The 18748-nt window shown below is 71.0% G+C and carries 13 protein-coding genes and 1 pseudogene; 9 read left to right on the top strand and 5 right to left on the bottom strand.

What is annotated here, in order from left to right; translation table 11 throughout:
- Positions 1-845 (top strand): annotated as a pseudogene (locus tag AB0K21_RS16880) (phospholipid carrier-dependent glycosyltransferase); the annotation flags it as partial.
- Here the strand turns inward: AB0K21_RS16880 and AB0K21_RS16885 are convergent.
- On the bottom strand, positions 793-2358 hold the full coding sequence (locus AB0K21_RS16885; protein WP_343962630.1) for a hypothetical protein: 1566 nt from the start codon (positions 2356-2358) through the stop codon (positions 793-795). The pseudogene AB0K21_RS16880 and the gene AB0K21_RS16885 overlap by 53 nt on opposite strands.
- Positions 2359-2459: 101 nt before the next feature.
- Here AB0K21_RS16885 and AB0K21_RS16890 point away from each other — a divergent pair, with 101 nt between their 5' ends.
- The 3 genes from AB0K21_RS16890 (at position 2460) to AB0K21_RS16900 (ending at position 6660) form a co-directional block, all read left to right on the top strand.
- A complete protein-coding gene (locus tag AB0K21_RS16890) occupies positions 2460-3716 on the top strand; it encodes a glycosyltransferase (protein WP_343962627.1) in 1257 nt (418 codons plus the stop codon).
- Between the two features lie 25 nt (positions 3717-3741).
- On the top strand, positions 3742-5523 hold the full coding sequence (gene metG / locus AB0K21_RS16895) for a methionine--tRNA ligase (protein ID WP_343962625.1): 1782 nt from the start codon (positions 3742-3744) through the stop codon (positions 5521-5523).
- A 276-nt stretch (positions 5524-5799) separates the two neighbouring features.
- On the top strand, positions 5800-6660 hold the full coding sequence (locus tag AB0K21_RS16900) for a TatD family hydrolase (protein ID WP_364150845.1): 861 nt from the start codon (positions 5800-5802) through the stop codon (positions 6658-6660).
- Between the two features lie 5 nt (positions 6661-6665).
- On the opposite strand, the gene AB0K21_RS16905 is transcribed toward AB0K21_RS16900, so the two are convergent.
- The 3 genes from AB0K21_RS16905 to iscB form a co-directional block, all read right to left on the bottom strand.
- The gene (locus AB0K21_RS16905; protein ID WP_364150848.1) at positions 6666-8051 is read right to left on the bottom strand and encodes a hypothetical protein; all 1386 of its coding nucleotides are present in this window, start codon (positions 8049-8051) and stop codon (positions 6666-6668) included.
- Positions 8048-9784 (bottom strand): protein kinase, encoded by a 1737-nt coding sequence (locus AB0K21_RS16910; RefSeq protein ID WP_364150851.1) that lies wholly within the window; start codon positions 9782-9784, stop codon positions 8048-8050. Before AB0K21_RS16910 ends, AB0K21_RS16905 begins: the two co-directional genes overlap by 4 nt.
- A 192-nt stretch (positions 9785-9976) precedes the next feature.
- Positions 9977-11320 (bottom strand): RNA-guided endonuclease IscB, encoded by a 1344-nt coding sequence (iscB, locus tag AB0K21_RS16915; protein ID WP_343962615.1) that lies wholly within the window; start codon positions 11318-11320, stop codon positions 9977-9979.
- A gap of 528 nt (positions 11321-11848) precedes the next feature.
- On the opposite strand from iscB, the gene rsmA reads away from it, so the two are divergent.
- From rsmA to AB0K21_RS16930, 3 genes are all read left to right on the top strand, one after another.
- Positions 11849-12709 (top strand): 16S rRNA (adenine(1518)-N(6)/adenine(1519)-N(6))-dimethyltransferase RsmA, encoded by an 861-nt coding sequence (rsmA, locus tag AB0K21_RS16920; protein WP_343962613.1) that lies wholly within the window; start codon positions 11849-11851, stop codon positions 12707-12709.
- A gap of 90 nt (positions 12710-12799) precedes the next feature.
- Entirely contained in the window at positions 12800-13702 is a 903-nt protein-coding gene (locus AB0K21_RS16925) for a 4-(cytidine 5'-diphospho)-2-C-methyl-D-erythritol kinase (RefSeq protein ID WP_343962611.1), read from the top strand.
- A gap of 144 nt (positions 13703-13846) precedes the next feature.
- Entirely contained in the window at positions 13847-15658 is a 1812-nt protein-coding gene (locus tag AB0K21_RS16930) for an ABC-F family ATP-binding cassette domain-containing protein (protein WP_343962609.1), read from the top strand.
- Positions 15659-15732: 74 nt separating this feature from the next.
- Here the strand turns inward: AB0K21_RS16930 and AB0K21_RS16935 are convergent, their stop codons facing one another.
- Positions 15733-16284, bottom strand: a complete 552-nt coding sequence (locus tag AB0K21_RS16935) for a MarR family transcriptional regulator (RefSeq protein WP_343962607.1) — start codon at positions 16282-16284, stop codon at positions 15733-15735.
- A gap of 56 nt (positions 16285-16340) precedes the next feature.
- On the opposite strand from AB0K21_RS16935, the gene AB0K21_RS16940 reads away from it, so the two are divergent.
- On the top strand, positions 16341-17105 hold the full coding sequence (locus AB0K21_RS16940; protein WP_343962605.1) for a trans-aconitate 2-methyltransferase: 765 nt from the start codon (positions 16341-16343) through the stop codon (positions 17103-17105).
- Positions 17106-17218: 113 nt separating this feature from the next.
- The gene (locus AB0K21_RS16945) at positions 17219-18697 is read left to right on the top strand and encodes a CYTH and CHAD domain-containing protein (RefSeq protein WP_364150857.1); all 1479 of its coding nucleotides are present in this window, start codon (positions 17219-17221) and stop codon (positions 18695-18697) included.
- The last annotated feature ends 51 nt before the right edge of the window (positions 18698-18748 follow it).

The following is an 18748-nucleotide window of genomic DNA, read 5'->3' on the forward strand; positions in this document are numbered from 1 at the left end:
AGTGGTCGGGGATCTTCTTCCTGATCGCCTTCGCGGTCATGTCCCTGGTCTGGGACGCCGGGGCCCGCCGGGCCATCGGCCTGCGCAGACCGTACCTGGGAGTGGTCAACCGGGACCTGACCGGCGTCCTGTCGGCGCTGGCCCTGCTGCCGGCCCTCACCTACATCGCCTCCTGGGCGGGCTGGTTCGCCTCGTCGCTCGGCTGGGGCCGCAACTGGGCACAGGCGACCTCGCAGGGTCCCGGGTTCTTCGTCTTCGACTCCTTCCGCTCCTGGCTGAGCTACCACTTCCAGGTGCTGAGCTTCCACACCGGGCTGAGCGAGGGGCACACCTACCAGTCCACCCCCTGGACCTGGCCCATCCTCTCGCGCCCGGTGGCGTTCCACTACCAGACCCCCGGCACCGGGTGCGGCGCCGACGAGTGCGCCGAGGCGGTGCTCGGCGTCGGCACCCCGGTCATCTGGTACGGCGGCCTGGCCGCCCTCATCGCCATGGTCGCCTGGTACGTCGCCACCCGCGACTGGCGTGCCGGGGCCGTGCTCCTCGGCTACGCCGCGGGCTGGCTCCCCTGGTTCTACTACGCCCTCGCCGACAACCGGACCATGTACCTGTTCTACGCGATCGCCATGGTCCCCTTCATGATCCTCGCGCTGACCATGGCGGCCGGGCTGATCGTCGGTCGGGCCGACGCCGCGCCCAACCGCAGGGCGCTCGGGGCGGCGGTCGTCGGGGCCTTCACCCTGCTGGCGCTGGTCAACTTCTGGTGGCTCCACCCGGTGCTGGCCGCCGAGGTCATCCCGCACTCCCAGTGGTGGGCGCGGATGCTGTTCCGGAGCTGGGCGTGACGGGTGTGGCAGGTGCGCCGGAGGCGGCGGGCCGGGAGAGCCCGTGGCGCAGCGAGATCGCGGCCGCCAGGCAGGCCAGCGGCACCGCGGGCAGCAGGTAGCGATAGTCGAACTCGGCGGTCGCGGCCGGGGCCAGGATGAGGCCGAAGGCGGCCAGCCACGGCAGCAGCACGGGGCCGCCCAGCCTGCGCCAGCGCACCGCCACCCCGGCCAGGCCGATCAGCAGCAGCACGCCGATCACGAGGCCGGGCAGCCGGACGATCCGCTGGTAGCCCTGCATGAAGCCCGCCCACGGGTCGTGGACGTCGGTGCCGATCACGCGCAGCTTGCCCTGGATCTGCGCGGTCCGCAGGCCCGGATCGTACTTCTGCGCATCGGTGTCGGTGCTGCCCCGATAGGAGCTCCAGGCCGGAAGGATCTTGTTCTCCGGCAGGAACTCGTACTGCCGGTAGGTGTTGAAATCCGGGAAGCGCGGCCGGTCCCAGTGGAAGGCGCGGAAGAAGTCGCCGGCCACCAGGCTCAGATAGTCGAGCGGCTGGGACAGGATGGCCCGCTGGGCGAACGCGCTCGCCGTCTTGTTCGTCTCCGGGGTGAACGTGCTGCCCACCCCGAAGGCGTGGAAGCGCTGGCCGTTCTGCGCCCACCAGAGGTACTTCTGCCCGGAGAAGCCGCGCTGGCCCGGCGGCGCGCTGATGCACAGCAGCGCCAGCTCCAGCTCCTTGCGGGGGTCGACCCGCATCTTCTCGCAGTCGGCGAAGAGCGCCGTCCGCATGTAGAGGATCGCCCCGTCGCTGTTGGTCATCGCGAAGTTGCCGTGCGCGGAGGCGAACCAGGCCATGTAGCCGACCACGGGGAGCGCGCACGCGGTGATCATCGCCGCGATCGTCTTCCAGGCCGTGCGCTTGACCAGCAGGTAGGCCACGACCAGCGCGAGGATCGGCAGGCCGATCGACCGGGTGAGCGCGGTGAGGGCCAGCAGCAGCCCGATCACCGCGCCGATCCGCCAGGACATCCGCCGGTGCCAGAGCACCAGCGTGATCACGGCCACGACCAGCAGCATGAACATCGCGTCGGACATGACCAGGTGTTCGAGCTGGATCTGGTAGGCGTCGAACAGCACCGGCACCGCGGCCAGCGTCGCCCCCCAGCCGGGCAGGCCGAACCTGCCGCGCAACAGGGTGTAGATCAGCACCGCGATGCCCAGGCCCATCAGGTGCTGTACGAAGACCACCAGGCCGAAGCTGTGCAGCGGCCGCAGCGCCAGGAGCAGGAAGGAGTAGCCGTTCGGGCGCAGCGCACTGGGCCGGTCGGGGTTCACCGCCCCGGAGACGTACTCGTAGGAGTCGTTGAACCACAGGGCCGGGCCGTAGCCGAGCATGGTGACCACACGCAGCAGGAACGCCAGCACGAGGGCGGCCACGAAGAGGCGATGCCGGTGCAGGAACGCCCGCAGGCGAGTGACCCGGTCGGGCGGAGGCACGTCCAGGCGAGGGCGGTCGGCGACGGTCACCATGCAATACAGGATGCCAGCCGTTTCAGGGAGTTGACCCGGGCAAGGGGCTTCAGAGGGCATCATGGTGAGATTGGCTTGTGCCGTGAGCGAAGGGTTGAGACGTGGAACTGACCGTGGTCATGCCTTGTTTGAACGAGGCGGAGACCGTGGAGACCTGCGTACGCAAGGCACTCGCCTGCATGCGGGAGCACGGGATCGACGGGGAAGTGCTGATCGCCGACAACGGCAGCACCGACGGCTCACAGCAGCTCGCGCGCGAGGCCGGGGCCCGGGTCGTGCACGTTGACGCCAAGGGGTACGGCAACGCCCTGATGGGCGGCATCCGCGCCGCGCGCGGCCGCTACGTCATCATGGGCGACGCGGACGACTCCTACGACTTCACGGCGCTGCTGCCGTTCGTCGAGCAGCTCCGTGACGGCGCCGACCTGGTGATGGGCAACCGGTTCAAGGGCGGCATCGCGCCGGGCGCCATGCCCCCGCTCCACCGCTACCTGGGCAACCCGGTGCTCTCCTTCATCGGGCGCCTCTTCTTCCCCAGCGCGATCGGTGACTTCCACTGCGGCCTGCGCGGGTTCCGGCGCGACTCCATCCTCAAGCTCGGCCTGCAGACCGGCGGCATGGAGTTCGCCAGCGAGATGGTGGTCCGCTCGACCCTGTCCGGTCTGGACGTACGCGAGGTGCCCACCACGCTCTCGCCCGACGGCCGCTCCCGCCCGCCGCACCTGCGCTCCTGGCGTGACGGCTGGCGCCACCTGCGCTTCCTGATGCTCTACAGCCCGCGCTGGCTGTTCTTCATCCCCGGCCTGGTGCTGATGACCCTCGGCCTGGTCGCGGGCGCCGCCCTGACCTTCGGCCCGGTCTACATCGGAAAGCTCGCCTTCGACGTCGACACCCTGGTCGGCGCTTCCGCCATGGTGGTGATCGGCTTCCAGGCGGTGCTGTTCGCGCTGTTCACCAAGGTGTACGCGGCCGAGGAGGGCTTCCTGCCGGAAGACAGGCGGGTGCGCAAGCTCATCGACATCGTCTCCCTGGAGAAGGGGCTGGTCGTCGGCGGGCTGCTGGCCCTGGGCGGTCTGGGCGGCCTGGTCGCCTCCCTGGTCCACTGGCAGACCCGCAGCTTCGGCCCGCTGATCCCTTCGGAGTCGCTGCGCCTCGTCGTGCCCTCGGCCACCGCGCTGATCGTGAGTTTCCAGACGATTTTCGCCGCGCTGTTCATCAGCATCCTCGGCATCCGCCGCACCAAGGAGACGCCCATCGACGTGGCCGCCTCCGCGGCGGAGGAGGCCGCCGAAGCCGTCAACCGCGCCGGGGAGGCGGCCGCGAGCGCCACTACCGGCAGGGAGAGCACCAAGGCCTGAGCCCGCGTCCCTTAGGCTGGGCACCATGTCCCAGCACATCCTGACCGCGGTCGCCTGGCCCTACGCCAACGGCCCCCGCCACATCGGGCACGTCTCCGGATTCGGCGTGCCATCCGACGTCTTCAGCCGCTATCAGCGGATGGCGGGCAACATGGTGCTCATGGTGAGCGGGACCGACGAGCACGGCACCCCGATCCAGGTGCAGGCCGACAAGGAGGGCCTGAGCGCCCGCGAACTCGCCGACCGCTACAACAGGGTGATCGTCGAGGATCTCCAGGCGCTCGGCCTGTCCTACGACCTGTTCACCCGGACCACTACCGTGAACCACTACGCGGTGGCGCAGGAGATCTTCAAGGGGCTCCACGCCAACGGCTATATCTTCCCCCAGACCACGATGGGCGCCATCTCGCCCTCCACCGGGCGTACCCTGCCCGACCGCTACATCGAGGGCACCTGCCCCATCTGCGGTTACCAGGGCGCCCGTGGCGACCAGTGCGACAACTGCGGCAACCAGCTCGACCCGGTCCAGCTGATCAACCCGGTGAGCAAGGTCAACGGCGAGACGCCGGTCTTCGTGGAGACCGAGCACTTCATGCTCGACCTGCCCGCGTTCGCCGAGGTTCTGGCATCGTGGCTGCGCTCCAAGGAGGGCGACTGGCGGCCCAACGTGCTGAAGTTCGCTCTCAACATGCTCGGCGACATGCACCCCCGCGCGATCAGCCGCGACCTCGACTGGGGCGTGCCGATCCCGCTGGAGGGCTGGAGCGACCAGGCCAACAAGCGGCTCTACGTCTGGTTCGACGCGGTCGTGGGCTACCTCAGCGCCTCCATCGAGTGGGCGCGCCGCTCCGGCGACCCGGAGGCCTGGCGCCGCTGGTGGCAGGACCCTGAGGCCCTCGGCTACTACTTCATGGGCAAGGACAACATCGTCTTCCACGCGGAGATCTGGCCGGCGATGCTGCTCGGCTACAACGGCCAGGGCGCCCGCGACGGCGAGCCGGGCTCGCTCGGCGCGCTGAACCTGCCCGCCGAGGTCGTCTCCAGCGAGTTCCTGACCATGGAGGGACGCAAGTTCTCCTCCTCCCGCCAGGTCGTCATCTACGTGCGTGACTTCCTGGAGCGCTACGACGCCGACGCGCTGCGCTACTACATCGCGGTGGCGGGCCCGGAGAACCAGGACACCGACTTCACCTGGTCGGAGTTCCTCAACCGCAACAACGGCGAGCTGGTGGCGGCCTGGGGCAACCTGGTGAACCGCTCGATCTCGATGGCCGCCAAGAACTTCGGGGTCATCCCCGAGGCGGGCGACCTCACCGATGTCGACCGCGCCATGCTGGAGCGGAGCCGCTCGGCCTTCCCGAAGGTCGCGGCCGAGTTCGAGCAGTGCCGGTTCAAGAACGCGACGAACGAGGCGTTCGAGGTCATCCGCGAGGCCAACAGGTACCTGGCCGAGCAGGAGCCCTGGAAGATCAAGGACAACCCCGAGCGGGTGAAGACCATCCTGCACGTCGCCCTGCAGGTGGTGGACGACGCCAAGACCCTGCTGACCCCGGTGCTGCCCAACTCCTCCAACAAGATCTACGCGATGCTCGGCGGCACCGGGGTCTGGGCGGGCATGCCGGAGATCCAGGAGGTCACCGACGAGGACGGCCGGAGCTACCCGATCATCACCGGCCGCTACGACGGCGCCGCGCGCTGGGAATCCGTCCCGATCCGGGTGGGCACCCCGCTCTCCCCGCCGACCCCGCTCTTCGTCAAGCTCGACCCGAAGATCGTCGACGAGGAACTGGCCCGTCTGGGCGAGTAGCGGCGAAGGCCCCGGGCTCGGGAGCGGGCCGGTCTCACCCGGTCCGCGCCTGCCCGGCGGATGTTCGGAGCCGCCGGGCCGGTGCCCGGCCCTGTGCGAAAGCCGCCGGTCTGTGCCCAGTCACTGCCCGGCCGGTGTCAGGTACGCGGGCGGGCGGGCCGGTGTGCGCGGGGCCACGGCCCGGTCCCGAGCCTGGGAACGAGGGCCTGGGAACGAGCCGGTCCGCGCGGGGGCGCCGGGCGCGGGCCGGGCCGGCTCCTCGGTAGGTTGGACGGCGTGAGCACGCAGAAGCTTCCCGCCGCCCCCGAGCCCCTGCCGGCAGAGGTGTTCGACAGCCACTGTCACCTGGACATCATGGTGGGCAACCGCCAGGCGTCCTCGGGCGACCCGGTCGCGCAGGCCGCGCAGGCGGCTCAGACGAGCGTCCAGGGCATCCTCGACGAGGCCCGCGCCGTCGGCGTGACGCGGCTCGTCACGATCGGCTACGACCTGCCGTCCTCGCGCTGGAACGCCGAGACGGCCGCGCTCCACCCCGATGTCTACGCCGGGGTGGCCGTCCATCCCAACGAGGCGCACGCCTCGACGCCGGAGACCCTCGCCGAGATCGAGCGGCTGGCCCGCCTGCCGCAGGTCAGGGCGGTGGGGGAGACCGGGCTCGACTACTACCGCGACTGGGCGTCGAAAGAGGACCAGCACGCCAGTTTCCGGGCGCACATCGAGATCGCCAAGCGGACCGGCAAGGCCCTGGTGATCCATGACCGCGAGGCCCACGACGATGTGCTGCGCGTGCTGGCCGAGCAGGGCGCCCCGGAGGTGGTGGTCTTCCACAGCTTCTCGGGCGACGCCGAGATGGCCAAGCAGTGCGTCAATGCCGGATATTTCATGTCATTTTCTGGGCCGGTCACCTACAAGAACGCCGGATACCTCCGCGAGGCCGCGAGGGTCGCGCCGAGCGAGCTGATCCTCGTCGAGACCGACGCGCCCTACCTCCCGCCCACGCCGCACCGGGGCAAGCCCAACGCGCCCTACCTCATCCCGCTCACGCTGCGCTGCCTCGCGGAGGTCAAGGAGATCGGCCTCGCCGACCTCGCCGCCGCCGTCAGCGCCAACGGAGAGACCGTCTTCGGCTCCTGGTGACGGGTTCAGCCCACCGCGGCGCCGAAGTCGGCGGAGACGCCGCCGTCCAGGGCGGGGACCTTTCCGGTGCCCGGCGAGAGCGGGACGCCCTGGGCGTCGTTGCGGCCCAGCAGGATGACCGTTCCGGTGCCCGCCTGGTCGGGGGCGCCGACGACCAGCCGGTTGCCGCTGAACCCGACGGACCAGCCGAAGTGGTCGCCGGCCTGGCTCTGGGTGATCAGCCGGCTCCCCGCCGGGTCGTCCACCGGCACCAGCCGCACGCCGCCGCGCCGGTCGGGGCCGTCGAAGGGCACGCCCACGGCGAGCCTGACCCCTCCGGAGGCGGTGAACGCCAGCGAGAACCCGTACCCCTCGCCCGCCGCCCCCTCGGAGCCCTGGTCGAAGGTGGCGGCAGGGGTGATCTCCAGGGTGCTTGAGGCCCGGAACAACTGGACGAGACCGGAGTCCCGCACGCCCCCGCGGTCGCCGAGCGGGGCGCTCACCGCGAGATAGCCGACGTCGCCCTCCTCGGCATAGGCCATCGCGTAACCGAACCGGTCGCCCGCGCCGGCGTCGACGATCTCGCGGAGCTCCCACTTCCTGCTCCGGTACTCGCTCCGGGACCCGCGTACGTCGAAGATCACTGTGAGCGCCCCCGCGTCCAACTCGCCCCCGCCGGCCTGGGGCCCCGTTCCGTCGTCGTTCTCGTACGGCGACCCGACCGCGAGATCCGGTTGGCCAGGGGTACCACCCAGTTCGCCGATCGCCAGCGACCAGCCGAACATGTCGCCGGCCTCGCCGTTGCCCGTGACGCCCTTGGACTCCTGGGAGATCCGCCGGCCCTCGCCGGACGCCTCGGTGTCGAACAAATAGACCGCGCCGGAGTCGGCGACACCGTCGGCGTTCTCGTGCGGGGCGCCGACCGCCACCAGCGTCCCGCCGGAGGCCAGGGACCAGCCGAAGTGGGCGTCGGCCTCGGGTGAGGGAGAGACCAGGCGGATCGTCCTGGGGTCGGGGCCGCCGTGCACCACATAGACCGCGCCCGCGTCCCGGTAGCCCGCCACGTCCGCGTACGGGGCGCCGATGAGCAGGTCGGCGCAGCCGTCGCCGTCGATCCTGGCCAGCCGCACCGACCACCCGAAGCCGTCGCCCGCCTCGGTCTCGGCGACGGTCACGGCCTTCCCGTCCTCCCCCCGGCCGAACAGCACGTGCACGGCCCCCGCGCCGGCCAGTCCGCCGGGATCGGCGAACGGGTCACCGGCCGCGATGTCGTCCACCCCGTCGCCGTCGAAGTCGCCGGTGGCCGTTCCGGTGCAGTCGGCGGCCGGGGCGGAAGCGGCATCGGACCAGGCGGACCCGGTGGACGACCACACGACCGCGGCCGCGGCCACGAGAGAGAGCAGCAGCCTCATGACACCCTCACCTCTATCTCCCCGCCGCCCTCGATCACCGTTCCGGTCAGCTTCGCGGGTTTGCGGGACGGGGGCAGGTCGTAGACCAGGACGCCGTCCACCTTCGCCCCGGGGGGCAGGGTGGCCGGAAGTTCCGTCGACGCGCTCTCGGCGGTGTGCGCCGTGCCGGCGTCGTCGAGCAGGGTGAGCGGGGTGCGGCTGAGCCGGGCCGCCTCCGCGCCGGTGTTGACCAGCGTCCACGGGATCGCGCAGAGCCTGCCGCGTACCGGGGTGGCGTTCTCGTAGACGGTGAGCCCGCACGCCGGGACGCGCGGGATGATCAGCTGTGGATCCTCAAGGAAGGAGCCTGTCGTGACCCGGCGGCCCACGTCGGTGGCGCCGTCGCCGACGATACCGCCGGTGCCGCCGGTACTGCCCGCCCGAGGCTCCCCCCGGTCACCCGGGTCCGGGCCACGCAGGTTCAGCAGCACGACGACCGTGACGGCCAGTGCCGCGAGCACGGCCAGCCCGGCGAACAGCCAGCGCCGCCGGGGTGCCGTCCCCTCGGCGTCCGGCGCCTCCGGTCCCGCGGGAAGCCGGAAGCCGGGCGATGTCCCGGCCGGGACGGGGCCGGTGAACGGTTGTGACGGCGATGTCGTGGGTTCGGGCCGCGAGGGCGAGGGGGAGTCCACAGGCGCCGGTGCCGTGGAAGGGCCGGGCGGCACGGGCGTGACGGGGGCGGTGGCCGGGTCCGCGGGCTCCTGGGTCGGTGACGAAGCGGGGAACCGCGCCCCCAGGTTCAGCGCGCTGAGCGTCTGGGTGGAGTCGGGTTCCACGTTGGCGGGCGGCTGCCAGGACTCGTGGAGCAGATCACTGGCTATCAGCGTGGGCGGATCGGCCCGGGTGGGGGCCGGTGAGGACGGGGCGCCGATCCCACCGCCGACCAGGGCGATCAGCAGGTCCTGGGCGGTGGGCCGCTGGTAGGGGTCCATCGCGGTCGCGCGGCGGGCCAGGTCGTTCAGCGGGGCGGGGAGCGCGCCCAGGTCGGGCGGGCTGTTGAGCAGCCGGGTGGCCATCGTTATCAGGTCGCCTCGCCCGTAGGGGTGGCGGCCGTTGCCCGCGTACGCGACCAGGCAGCCCCAGGCGAAGATGTCCGCGGCAGGCGTGATGTCCAGGCCCCGGACCTGCTCGGGGGCCCACCAGCCGGGGCTGCCGAGCACCTCGCCCGAGCGGGTGAAGCTGTGCGTGGAGTCGAGGGCCCTGGCGATGCCGAAGTCGATCACACGGGGCCCGGACATGGACAGGATCACGTTGGCGGGTTTGAGGTCGCGGTGCACCAGGCCGGCGACGTGGATCGCGGCCAGCGCCGCCGCCACCCCCAGGGCCACGCCGTGCAGCGTTCCGGGCTCCAGCGCGCCGTGCTCGGAGATCTGGCGGGACAGCGGCGTGCCCGCGATGTACTCGGTGACCATGTACGGCCGGTTGTCGTCGCCGGTGCCGTTGTCCAGCACCTGCGCCGTGCAGAACGAGGCCACCCGCCGGGCGTTCTCGACCTCCGCGTGGAATCTCGCGGCGAAGCCGTCCTCGACCGCGACCTCCGCCTTCACCACCTTGAGCGCGACCGGTCGTCCCGCCGGCGCCAGTGCCAGGTAGACGGTCCCCATCCCGCCCTCGCCAAGGCGCCCGAGCAGGCGGTAGGCCCCGATGCGCTCGGGGTCGGTGGATCGCAGTCCTTCGACACCGGGCTGGTTCACCGCAACCTCCCGAGGATGCCCCGGCCTTCAGGACTCAGTTGCCCAATTCGTTTTCGATCTCCGCGACCTGCGTGCCCGGAACCGGATAACGACGCCAGACGTCGACCGGCGGCAATTAAGCAACAGAGTCCTTCAGGCCGGGGAGGAGCCGGGAGCGGGAGGGCCGTCAAGGCCCGAGCGTGCCCTGACCGATCAGTCATGTCGATCGGCTTCTTTCCGGGTCTTGTAGCCGTAGCCGTCCGCGCGCTGAAGGTGACGGACATGGCGGTGGTTGATCCCGGTGACGCGGCCGTGCCGGGTGGTGATGTCGAACGAGCCAGAAGAGCGGACCAGGACTCGCCCGAGGTGAATCCCGGCCTTCTTGCCCGCCGGGACGTTCGCCCGGACCAGGTCGCCGGTCTGGAAGCCGTGGTGCCGTTTGCTCCGTGGCCGGACAAGACGGGGGAACCCGTACCGGTCAGGAATGGTGCGGGCATAGGTGCCGCGACCGGCCGCCGTGACCACCAGAAGTGTGGACGGCCAGGCGGTCACACTCTCCAGTTCGCCGACGTGCAACGCGTCCAACGTGTGCGACTTGGCGGCGCCGGTACGCGACCGGTTCCACTTCGTACGACCGCCCGAGGCGGTGTGAACGGGCAGGCCGGTCGCTTCCAGGGCCCGCCACAGCGCCCACCTGGTGGCGTTGACGGCGGCGGCATCCCACAGCGGAGCCTTCGCCTGCCGGAGGATCTTCGCCAGGAGGACGGGCTTGTCCTTGAGGAACTCCTCCACCGGGGTGGCGTTCTTGGCCTGGTTACAGCCGATGCAGGCCAGGGTGAGGTTGCTGATCCGGTCCGAGCCGCCCCGGGAACGCGGGTGGATGTGATCGATGTTCAACGGCACGTCCTGCTTGCCGCAGTACGCGCAGGCGCGCCCCCACTTGGTGAGCAGGTATTCGCGGACCTCGTACCCGGCGAGGGTGCCCTGCTGGTACTCCACCCCTTCGAGCGGCCGCCCGGCCGACAGGGCGTGCGTGTCGAAGGAGACCCGCTCCACGTGCACGGCGGTCACGGGCGCCCACCGGGTCAGCCGCGCCACCCACGACATGGTGGTGTCCACACGGTGTCGCAGGGACGGCGCGAGCCATCCCTGCGGTTTGGTGCGGTTGAGGAATCGGGGGGATCGGTAGCGCAGGTTCGCGCCACGGCGTCGCCGTCGATACCGGGAGCGGGCGGTGAGCCTGTCGCGGATCGCCGCGCCCCGGTGGTCGAGCCGGATCGCATACCTCCCTGTCCGGCTCCCGTCGTGGCCGGTGAACACGGCCAGGCCGGTGTGCTTGGAGCCGGGGTCGATACCGACCTGCACGCCTTCGACGGTCGAGGTCGCCGCGTCGCGGTCCTTGAGACGGATGACGAACGGGGTGTGACGCACCACGACCGCCCGCCCGGCCGCCAGCAGGCGGCGGGCGCGGGCGGGGTGGCAGGGGTCGAGCGGGTGGCCGCGGGCGTCCAGGACGAACACGGCCGGGTGAACCTCACGGTTCGCTCCCTCGGACACCGAAGCGTCCTCGGGGTGACGCCGAGCAGACCGGGTGCCGGTCCGCTCGGTCTCCCCTCGCCCAGGTTGAACACCAGGTACCGCCGCGAGGCGGTGTCCGTGAGCCGTTTCGTGCCCACCCTCGGGCGTGTCTGCTCCCACGGATTCCAGAGCGGCAGGCTGAGGAAGCACCCGCCGGTGGGTCTGCGATCTTGTGTTCAACGTAGCCATCACAACGCACCTCTCTGAGCTGACGGCTAGGGCTGGTCAACGCGGGGCTTGTCAAGCGCATCGCTGCACCTCAAGCCCCCTCCTTCAGGAGGGGGTCGTTGACCGGGAAGGTTCCCTTTACTCGCAGTCGGTCCCCCGTATGGCAACGTTATCCACAAGGGAACCTCTCGCGCTTCATCCAGCGTCCTCGCATGTGCTTTGGTGCGGGAAACTTGTCGAATGACATGGGAGAGCGACCTTGGGTGATCGAGGCAGGCAAATGGGAGAGCACAGCGGTCCGGCGGGCGTGGAATCCGGGCCACTGCGTAAGGGACCAGCATGAGCCTTCTTGGTCCAGCGGAAATACGTATTTTGGCGAACAAGCTCAATATTCGTCCTACGAAGAAGCTCGGCCAGAACTTCGTGATCGACGCGGGCACGGTCCGCAAGATCGTGAGGGTGGCCGAGCTTGAGCCCGACGACGTGGTCATCGAGGTCGGTCCAGGGCTGGGGTCGCTCACGCTCGCGCTGCTTCCCGAGGTCCGCGGCGTGATCGCGGTGGAGATCGATCCCGTTCTCGCCGCCCAGCTGCCGCTGACGATCGACCGGCACGCCCCGGAGCTCGCCGACCGGCTCACCGTGGTGCTCGCCGACGCCATGCGCGTGCTGCCCGAGGATCTGCCCGAGGAGCGGCCGAGCGCGCTGGTCGCCAACCTTCCCTACAACGTGTCGGTCCCGGTGCTGCTTCACCTGCTGGAGACGCAGCCGTCGCTGCGCAAGGTCCTGATCATGGTCCAGGCCGAGGTCGCCGACCGGCTGGCCGCCGTCCCCGGTTCCAAGGTCTACGGCATCCCCTCGGTCAAGGCCGCCTGGTACGCCGATGTCCGCCGGGCCGGTCCCGTCGGCCGCACCGTCTTCTGGCCGGTTCCCAACGTCGACTCCGGCCTGGTCGCGATGGTCAGGCGGGAGCCGCCCACGACGGTGGCCACTCGCGAGGAGGTCTTCGCGGTGGTGGACGCCGCCTTCGCCCAGCGCCGCAAGACCCTGCGTGCCGCCCTCGCCTCCTGGGCCGGTACGGCCCCCGCGGCGGAGCGGGCGCTGCGGGCCGCCGGGATCGATCCCGGCGCGCGCGGCGAGCAGCTCACGGTCGAGGATTTCGCGCGGATCGCCGAGAACCGTACGTCTGAAAGCAGTACATAGTGTGATTTGCCGGTTCGTTTGCGTGCGGGGGGGAGGGATCCCGTTACGATCTGACGTCGTGACCAGTGAGCGAGCCCCCATGGGGGACGCATGAACTCCGTGACCGTCCGCGTACCAGCGAAGGTCAACCTGCAACTTGCCGTCGGACCGCTCCGGGATGACGGCTACCACGACCTCGTCAACGTCTTCCACGCCGTCTCGATCTTCGACGAGGTCACGGCCACCGCGGAGACCGGGATGAGCGTCCGGGTGGAGGGCGAGTCCGCGGACCAGGTGCCCGAGGACGGCGACAACCTCGCGATCCGGGCGGCCATCGCGCTGGCCGGGCACGCGGGCCGCCCGTACGGGGTGAACCTGCTCATCCGCAAGTCGATCCCGGTGGCGGGCGGCATGGCGGGCGGCAGCGCCGACGCCGCCGCGGCCCTGGTGGCCTGCAACGAGCTGTGGGGTCTCGGCCTGCCGCGCGAGGACCTGATGGAGATCGCCGCCGACATCGGCAGCGACGTCCCCTTCGCCCTGCTCGGCGGTACGGCGATCGGCACCGGCAGGGGGGAGCGGCTGACCTCGCTGGACGTCGCGGGTACCTTCCACTGGGTGTTCGCGCTGGCCGACGGCGGCCTGTCCACGGCCGCGGTCTACGCCGAGTGCGACCGCCTCCGCCAGGCGAGCGGCGAGCTGGTGGCCTGGCCCCAGGCAGCCGGGGCACTGCTGGCCGCACTCCGCGAGGGAGACGCGGAGGCCCTCGGCGCCCAGCTCGGCAACGACCTGCAGCCCGCCGCCGTGGCGCTGCGCGGCTCGCTGGCCCACACCCTGGACGCGGGGCGAAAGCAGGGCGCGCTCGGCTCGCTGGTCTCCGGCTCCGGGCCCACCTGCGCCTTCCTCGCCCGGTCGGCGGCCCACGCGGGCGAGCTGGCGGCCGGCCTGAAGGACGCCGGCGTGGCGCGCGACGTCATCACCGCCCACGGCCCCGTGCCCGGCCCGGCGGTCGTCTAGGCTCTCCCGGTCACCCGTCCCCCGTGGGCGCACGACCGGCCGTCTCGCCGGTCGGGGCGGTCATCCGATGGAGGCGCCGTCCTGGACGGGACGGTTCTCGCGGCGGGGGCCGGGTGGGCCGGGAGCGGATACGCTTGTCTGGCGATGAATCTGGTCAATCTTGAGTCGGTCTCCCACTCCTACGGTCCCAAGCCCCTGCTCAACGACGTCTCACTCGGCATCGAGGCGGGCGACCGCATCGGCGTGGTCGGCCGCAACGGCGGTGGCAAGACCACCCTCATCTCGGTGATAGCCGGTGACCTCAAGCCGAACAGCGGACGGGTCACCCATAACCGGGGGCTCCAGGTGGGGTCGCTGTCGCAGGGCGACGACCTCGACCCGGCGCGCTCAGTGAGCGAGATCGTCCTCGGCGACAGGTCCGAGCATGAATGGGCGGGTGACGCGGGCATCCGCGAGATCCTCGCCAACCTGCTCGGCGACATCGACCTGACCGCGCTCGCCGGGAGCCTGTCGGGAGGTGAACGGCGCCGCACGGCCCTGGCCAAGCTGCTCATCGACGAGCACGACCTGATCATCCTGGACGAGCCCACCAACCACCTCGACATCGAGGCGATCGACTGGCTCGCCAGGCACCTGGCCGGCCGCAGGACCGCGCTGGTGGTCGTGACCCACGACCGGTGGTTCCTGGACGCGGTCTCCACCAGGACGTGGGAGGTCGTGGACGGCGCGGTCGAGCGCTACGAGGGCGGGTACGCCGCGTACGTGCTGGCCAAGGCCGAGCGTGCCCGGATCGCCGCCTCCGCGGAGGCCCGCCGCCAGAACCTGATGCGCAAGGAGATCGCCTGGCTGCGCCGGGGTCCGCCCGCCCGCACCTCCAAGCCCAAGTTCCGCATCGACGCCGCCCAGGCGTTGATCGCCGACGAGCCGCCGGCCAGGGAGAGCGTCGAACTGGTCAAGTTCGCCGCGGCCCGGCTGGGACGCACGGTCTACGATCTTGAGGACGTCACGCTGCACGCCGGGGGACCCGGCCAGGGGCCGCTGGTCCTCGACCACTCGACCTGGCAGTTCGGCCCCGGCGACCGGATCGGCCTGATCGGGGTGAACGGCTCCGGCAAGTCCTCGCTGCTCCGCCTGCTCGCCGGTACCGTGCACCCCGACTCGGGCAGGCTGGTACGTGGCAAGACGGTCCGCCTGGCGCACCTGTCGCAGGAGCTGGGCGAGCTCGACCCTGAGCGCCGGGTACTGGAGACCGTCGAGGAGGTCCGCAAGTTCGTGCAGGTCGGCAAGAAGGAGTGGACCGCCTCCCAGCTGCTGGAGCGCCTCGGTTTCAAGGGGGACGCGCAGTGGAAGGTCGTCGGTGACCTGTCCGGTGGCGAGCGGCGCCGCCTGCAGCTGCTCCGCCTCCTGATGGACGACCCCAACGTGCTGCTGCTCGACGAGCCGACCAACGACCTCGACATCGAGACGCTCAACGAGCTGGAGGACCTGCTCGACGGCTGGCCGGGCACGCTGATCCTGGTCAGTCACGACCGCTACTTCCTGGAGCGGGTCACCGACAGGACCGTCGCCCTGCTCGGTGACCACAGGCTGTCGATGCTCCCCGGCGGAGTGGACGAGTACCTGTCCCGGCGGGCCTCGGGGGCGGCGTTGTCCGCGCGCGCGGCGTCCGGTGCGGTCTCCGGTGCGGCCTCCGCCACCTCGGCCACGGTCCCGAAGGAGACGACGGCCGGTCTGTCGGCGCGTGAGGAGCGCGATCTCCGCAAGGAGCTCTCCCGCCTGGAACGCCAGCTCGACAAGTTGAGCGGCCGCGAGACGAAGCTGCACGAGTCGATGGCCGACGCCGCCGCCGACTACGAGCGGCTGGCCTCGCTCGACGCGCAGCTGAAGGAGATCCTCGCGGAGAAGGACTCGATCGAGGGCGAGTGGCTGGAGCTGGCCGACCGCCTGGGCGAGTGAGCCCCGCGAGGGTGGCCGGGAACACGCCTTCGGGACGCGCCGGGTTTATCCCGCCGCTCTCGGGCAGGGGAGGGTCAGTGCGCTCCGGTGTCGGTCGCGTCAAAAGGGACGAGTAGCGTGCGCAGCAGGTCCGAAAGGGCCTGCTGTTCGCGTTCCTGCAGGCTGGCCAGGAGCTCGCGTTCGCGGCGCAGCAGGTCGGCGAAGGCGTTGTCCACCCGGGTCCGCCCGGCGTCGGTCAGGGAGACCAGGACGCCGCGCCGGTCCTCGGGGTCGGGGCGCCGCCTGACCAGCCCGGCCGCGGCCAGCCGGTCGATCCGGTTGGTCATCGTGCCCGACGTCACCAGCGTCGCGCGGAGCAGGGCTCCCGGGCTCATCTGGTACGGCTCCCCTGCCCGGCGCAGGGCGGTGAGCACGTCGAACTCCCAGGTCTCCAGATCGTGCTCGGCGAAGGCGGCCCGGCGGGCGCGGTCGAGATGGCGGGCCAGCCGGGAGACTCGGCTGAGCACCTGGAGCGGCTCCACGTCGAGATCCGGGCGTTCCTGGTTCCAGGCGGCGACCAGCAGGTCGACCTCGTCCTTCGCTCCGGCCGAACGGCCGGAGTCATGGTCCGCGTGGTGCAGGGTCATGTCAGGAGTCTATCTGTCTTGACATCGAGATATCTCGCCGGATATCAATTGTCTTGATGTCGAGATATATTTGGGACCCCGTGATCTACGGCCGCTACGCCGACGAGCGCTCGCGCCCCTTCTTCGATCTTGTCTCCAGGATAGCCGTGGCGGACCCCGGCTACGTGGTCGACGCGGGCTGCGGCACCGGCGAGCTCACCGCCGAGCTCGCCAGGCGCTGGCCGGACGCCCGGGTCCACGGCTTCGACTCCTCGCCCGCCATGATCGAGAAGGCGCCGGCGGGCGGTTCGCTCTCCTTCTCCGTCGACGACGTCACGCGCTGGCGCCCTGAGCGGCCGGTCGACGTGATCGTGTCCAATGCCGTCCTGCACTGGGTGCCCGGCCACCGCGAACTGCTGCCGCGCTGGGTGGAGGCCCTCGCCCCCGGCGGCCGGCTCGCCTTCCAGGTCCCCGGCAACTTCGACGCTCCCAGCCACGCCCTGGTCCGCGAGCTCTGCCGGACGAGGTGGCGCGACCGGCTGGGCGACCTGGCCCGTCCCTCCCCGGTCGACGACCCGGCCGGCTATCACGACCTGCTCGCTCGACTGGGCTGCCGGGTGGACGCGTGGGAGACCACCTATCTGCACGTGCTCCCCGGCGACGACGCCGTGCTCTCCTGGATCACCGGTACCGCCCTGCGCCCCATGCTCGGCCGACTGGACCCCGCCGAGGCCGCCGGTTTCCTCGCCGACTGCGCCGCCCTGCTCCGCGAGGCCTATCCCCGCGGGCCGTACGGCACGGTCTTCCCCTTCCGCAGGATCTTCGTGGTCGCCGGGAGGTGACCGGGTGACGCGCCGCCGCCCGGCGGGTGCCGGTGGACCGCTGATCTCAGGAGCGGGTTTCTGGCCAAACAACCGGGCATGAATGGATATATGGGCAAATTAGGGGATGACCTGTGGCAATAGAGATCGAGGATAAGTTCGACGTGCCGGAGGCTTACCAGCTGCCGGATCTCACCGGACTTCCGGGCGTCGGGGAGGTCGTGGGTCCGAAGACCCATCGGCTGGTGGCCCTCTACTTCGACACGCCCGATCTGAGGCTCGCCGCGCGGGGGATCACCCTGAGAAGGCGCAGGGGCGGCACCGATCCAGGCTGGCACCTCAAGCTTCCCAAGGCCAAGGGCGTACGGCAGGAGATCACCCACCCGCTGACCCGGAGCATCAAGATCGTTCCTGCCGAGCTGGCGGATCTGGTGCTCGCCTACACCCGGGGTGCCCCGCTGGCGCCCGTCGCCGAGCTGGACACCCGCCGTGCCGTCACCACGCTGGTCAACGGCGCCGGGGTGAGGCTGGTCGAGATCGCCGACGACCGGGTCAAGGGCACGGTGCTCGGTGACGAGCCCCACGTCGAACGCTGGCACGAGGTCGAGGCGGAGATCCTCCATGGCGACGAGAGGCTGCTGAAGAAGGTCGGAAAGCGGCTGCGCAAGGCCGGTGCCGGTCCCGCCGAGTCGGCGAGCAAGCTCGCTCGCCTGCTCGACGGCGCCGGAGCGACCCACAGGCAGCCGCCTGCCAGGACGGCCCCGGGTTCCGCGGGTGAGGTCGCCGTCGGTTATCTCACCGCCCAGGTCGGCGCGTTGCTCGCGCAGGACCCCCGGGTCCGTAAGGCCGAGGAGGACGCCGTGCACCGGATGCGCGTCGCCGCCCGGCGGCTCCGCAGCGCGATGAAGTCGTTCAGGACGGTCGTCGGGGGCACCGGGAGTGTCCAGGACGAGCTCAAGTGGCTCGGCGCGGTCCTCGGTGAGGCACGCGACCTGGAGGTCATCCGCGAGCGGTTCGCGAGCAGGCTCGACAGCCTGGACAGCGCCCTGATCGTGGGTCCGATCAGGGCGCGCCTCAGCTCCGACCTGCTGGACGACGAGCACGAGGCCCTCGACCGGATCAGGGACGCCCTCAGCGGGGAGCGCTACTTCGCCCTGCTCGACGCCCTCGACGACCTGATCGCCACCCCCGTGCTCACCAAGGCCGCGGGCAGGCCCGCGGAGAGTCTGAAGGCCGTCGCGGCCAAGGGCTGGCGCCGGGTCGCCAGGGCCTACGACACCGCGCTGTCCATCGAGAACCCCGCCGAGCACGAGTCCGCCATGCACGAAGTGCGCAAGGCGGCCAAGCGGGCCCGGTACACCGCGGAGGTGCTCGGTATGAAGAAGCTGGCCAAGCGGGCGGAGGCGATACAGGAGGCGCTGGGCACCCACATGGACGGCGTCGTCGCGCAGGAGCGGCTGGCCGCCGAGGCCGCGAACGCCCGCCTGGCGGGGGAGGACACCTACACCTACGGCGTGCTGACCGGCGTGGAGCGGGCCGGGGCCGAACGCGCCGCCGAGGAGTTCCCCCGGCTCTGGGCCGACACCGAGAACGCCGTCGCGAAGCTTCTCTGACGTCCTCTCGACCGCCACGTACCCGGGACAGGTGAGGAACCCGCTGGGGAT

This window comes from Streptosporangium sp. NPDC049248 (assembly GCF_040678965.1).
GTDB classification, from domain to species: domain Bacteria; phylum Actinomycetota; class Actinomycetes; order Streptosporangiales; family Streptosporangiaceae; genus Streptosporangium; species Streptosporangium fukuiense.

Excerpts from the sequence above, each read along its gene's own strand:
- AB0K21_RS16885 (WP_343962630.1), bottom strand. The coding sequence starts at position 2,358 with ATGGTGACCGTCGCCGACCGCCCTCGCCTGGACGTGCCTCCGCCCGAC.
- AB0K21_RS16925 (WP_343962611.1), top strand. The coding sequence starts at position 12,800 with ATGAACTCCGTGACCGTCCGCGTACCAGCGAAGGTCAACCTGCAACTT.
- AB0K21_RS16905 (WP_364150848.1), bottom strand. The coding sequence starts at position 8,051 with ATGAGGCTGCTGCTCTCTCTCGTGGCCGCGGCCGCGGTCGTGTGGTCG.
- AB0K21_RS16940 (WP_343962605.1), top strand. The coding sequence starts at position 16,341 with ATGTCGAGATATATTTGGGACCCCGTGATCTACGGCCGCTACGCCGAC.
- AB0K21_RS16930 (WP_343962609.1), top strand. The coding sequence starts at position 13,847 with ATGAATCTGGTCAATCTTGAGTCGGTCTCCCACTCCTACGGTCCCAAG.
- metG (WP_343962625.1), top strand. The coding sequence starts at position 3,742 with ATGTCCCAGCACATCCTGACCGCGGTCGCCTGGCCCTACGCCAACGGC.
- rsmA (WP_343962613.1), top strand. The coding sequence starts at position 11,849 with ATGAGCCTTCTTGGTCCAGCGGAAATACGTATTTTGGCGAACAAGCTC.
- AB0K21_RS16935 (WP_343962607.1), bottom strand. The coding sequence starts at position 16,284 with ATGACCCTGCACCACGCGGACCATGACTCCGGCCGTTCGGCCGGAGCG.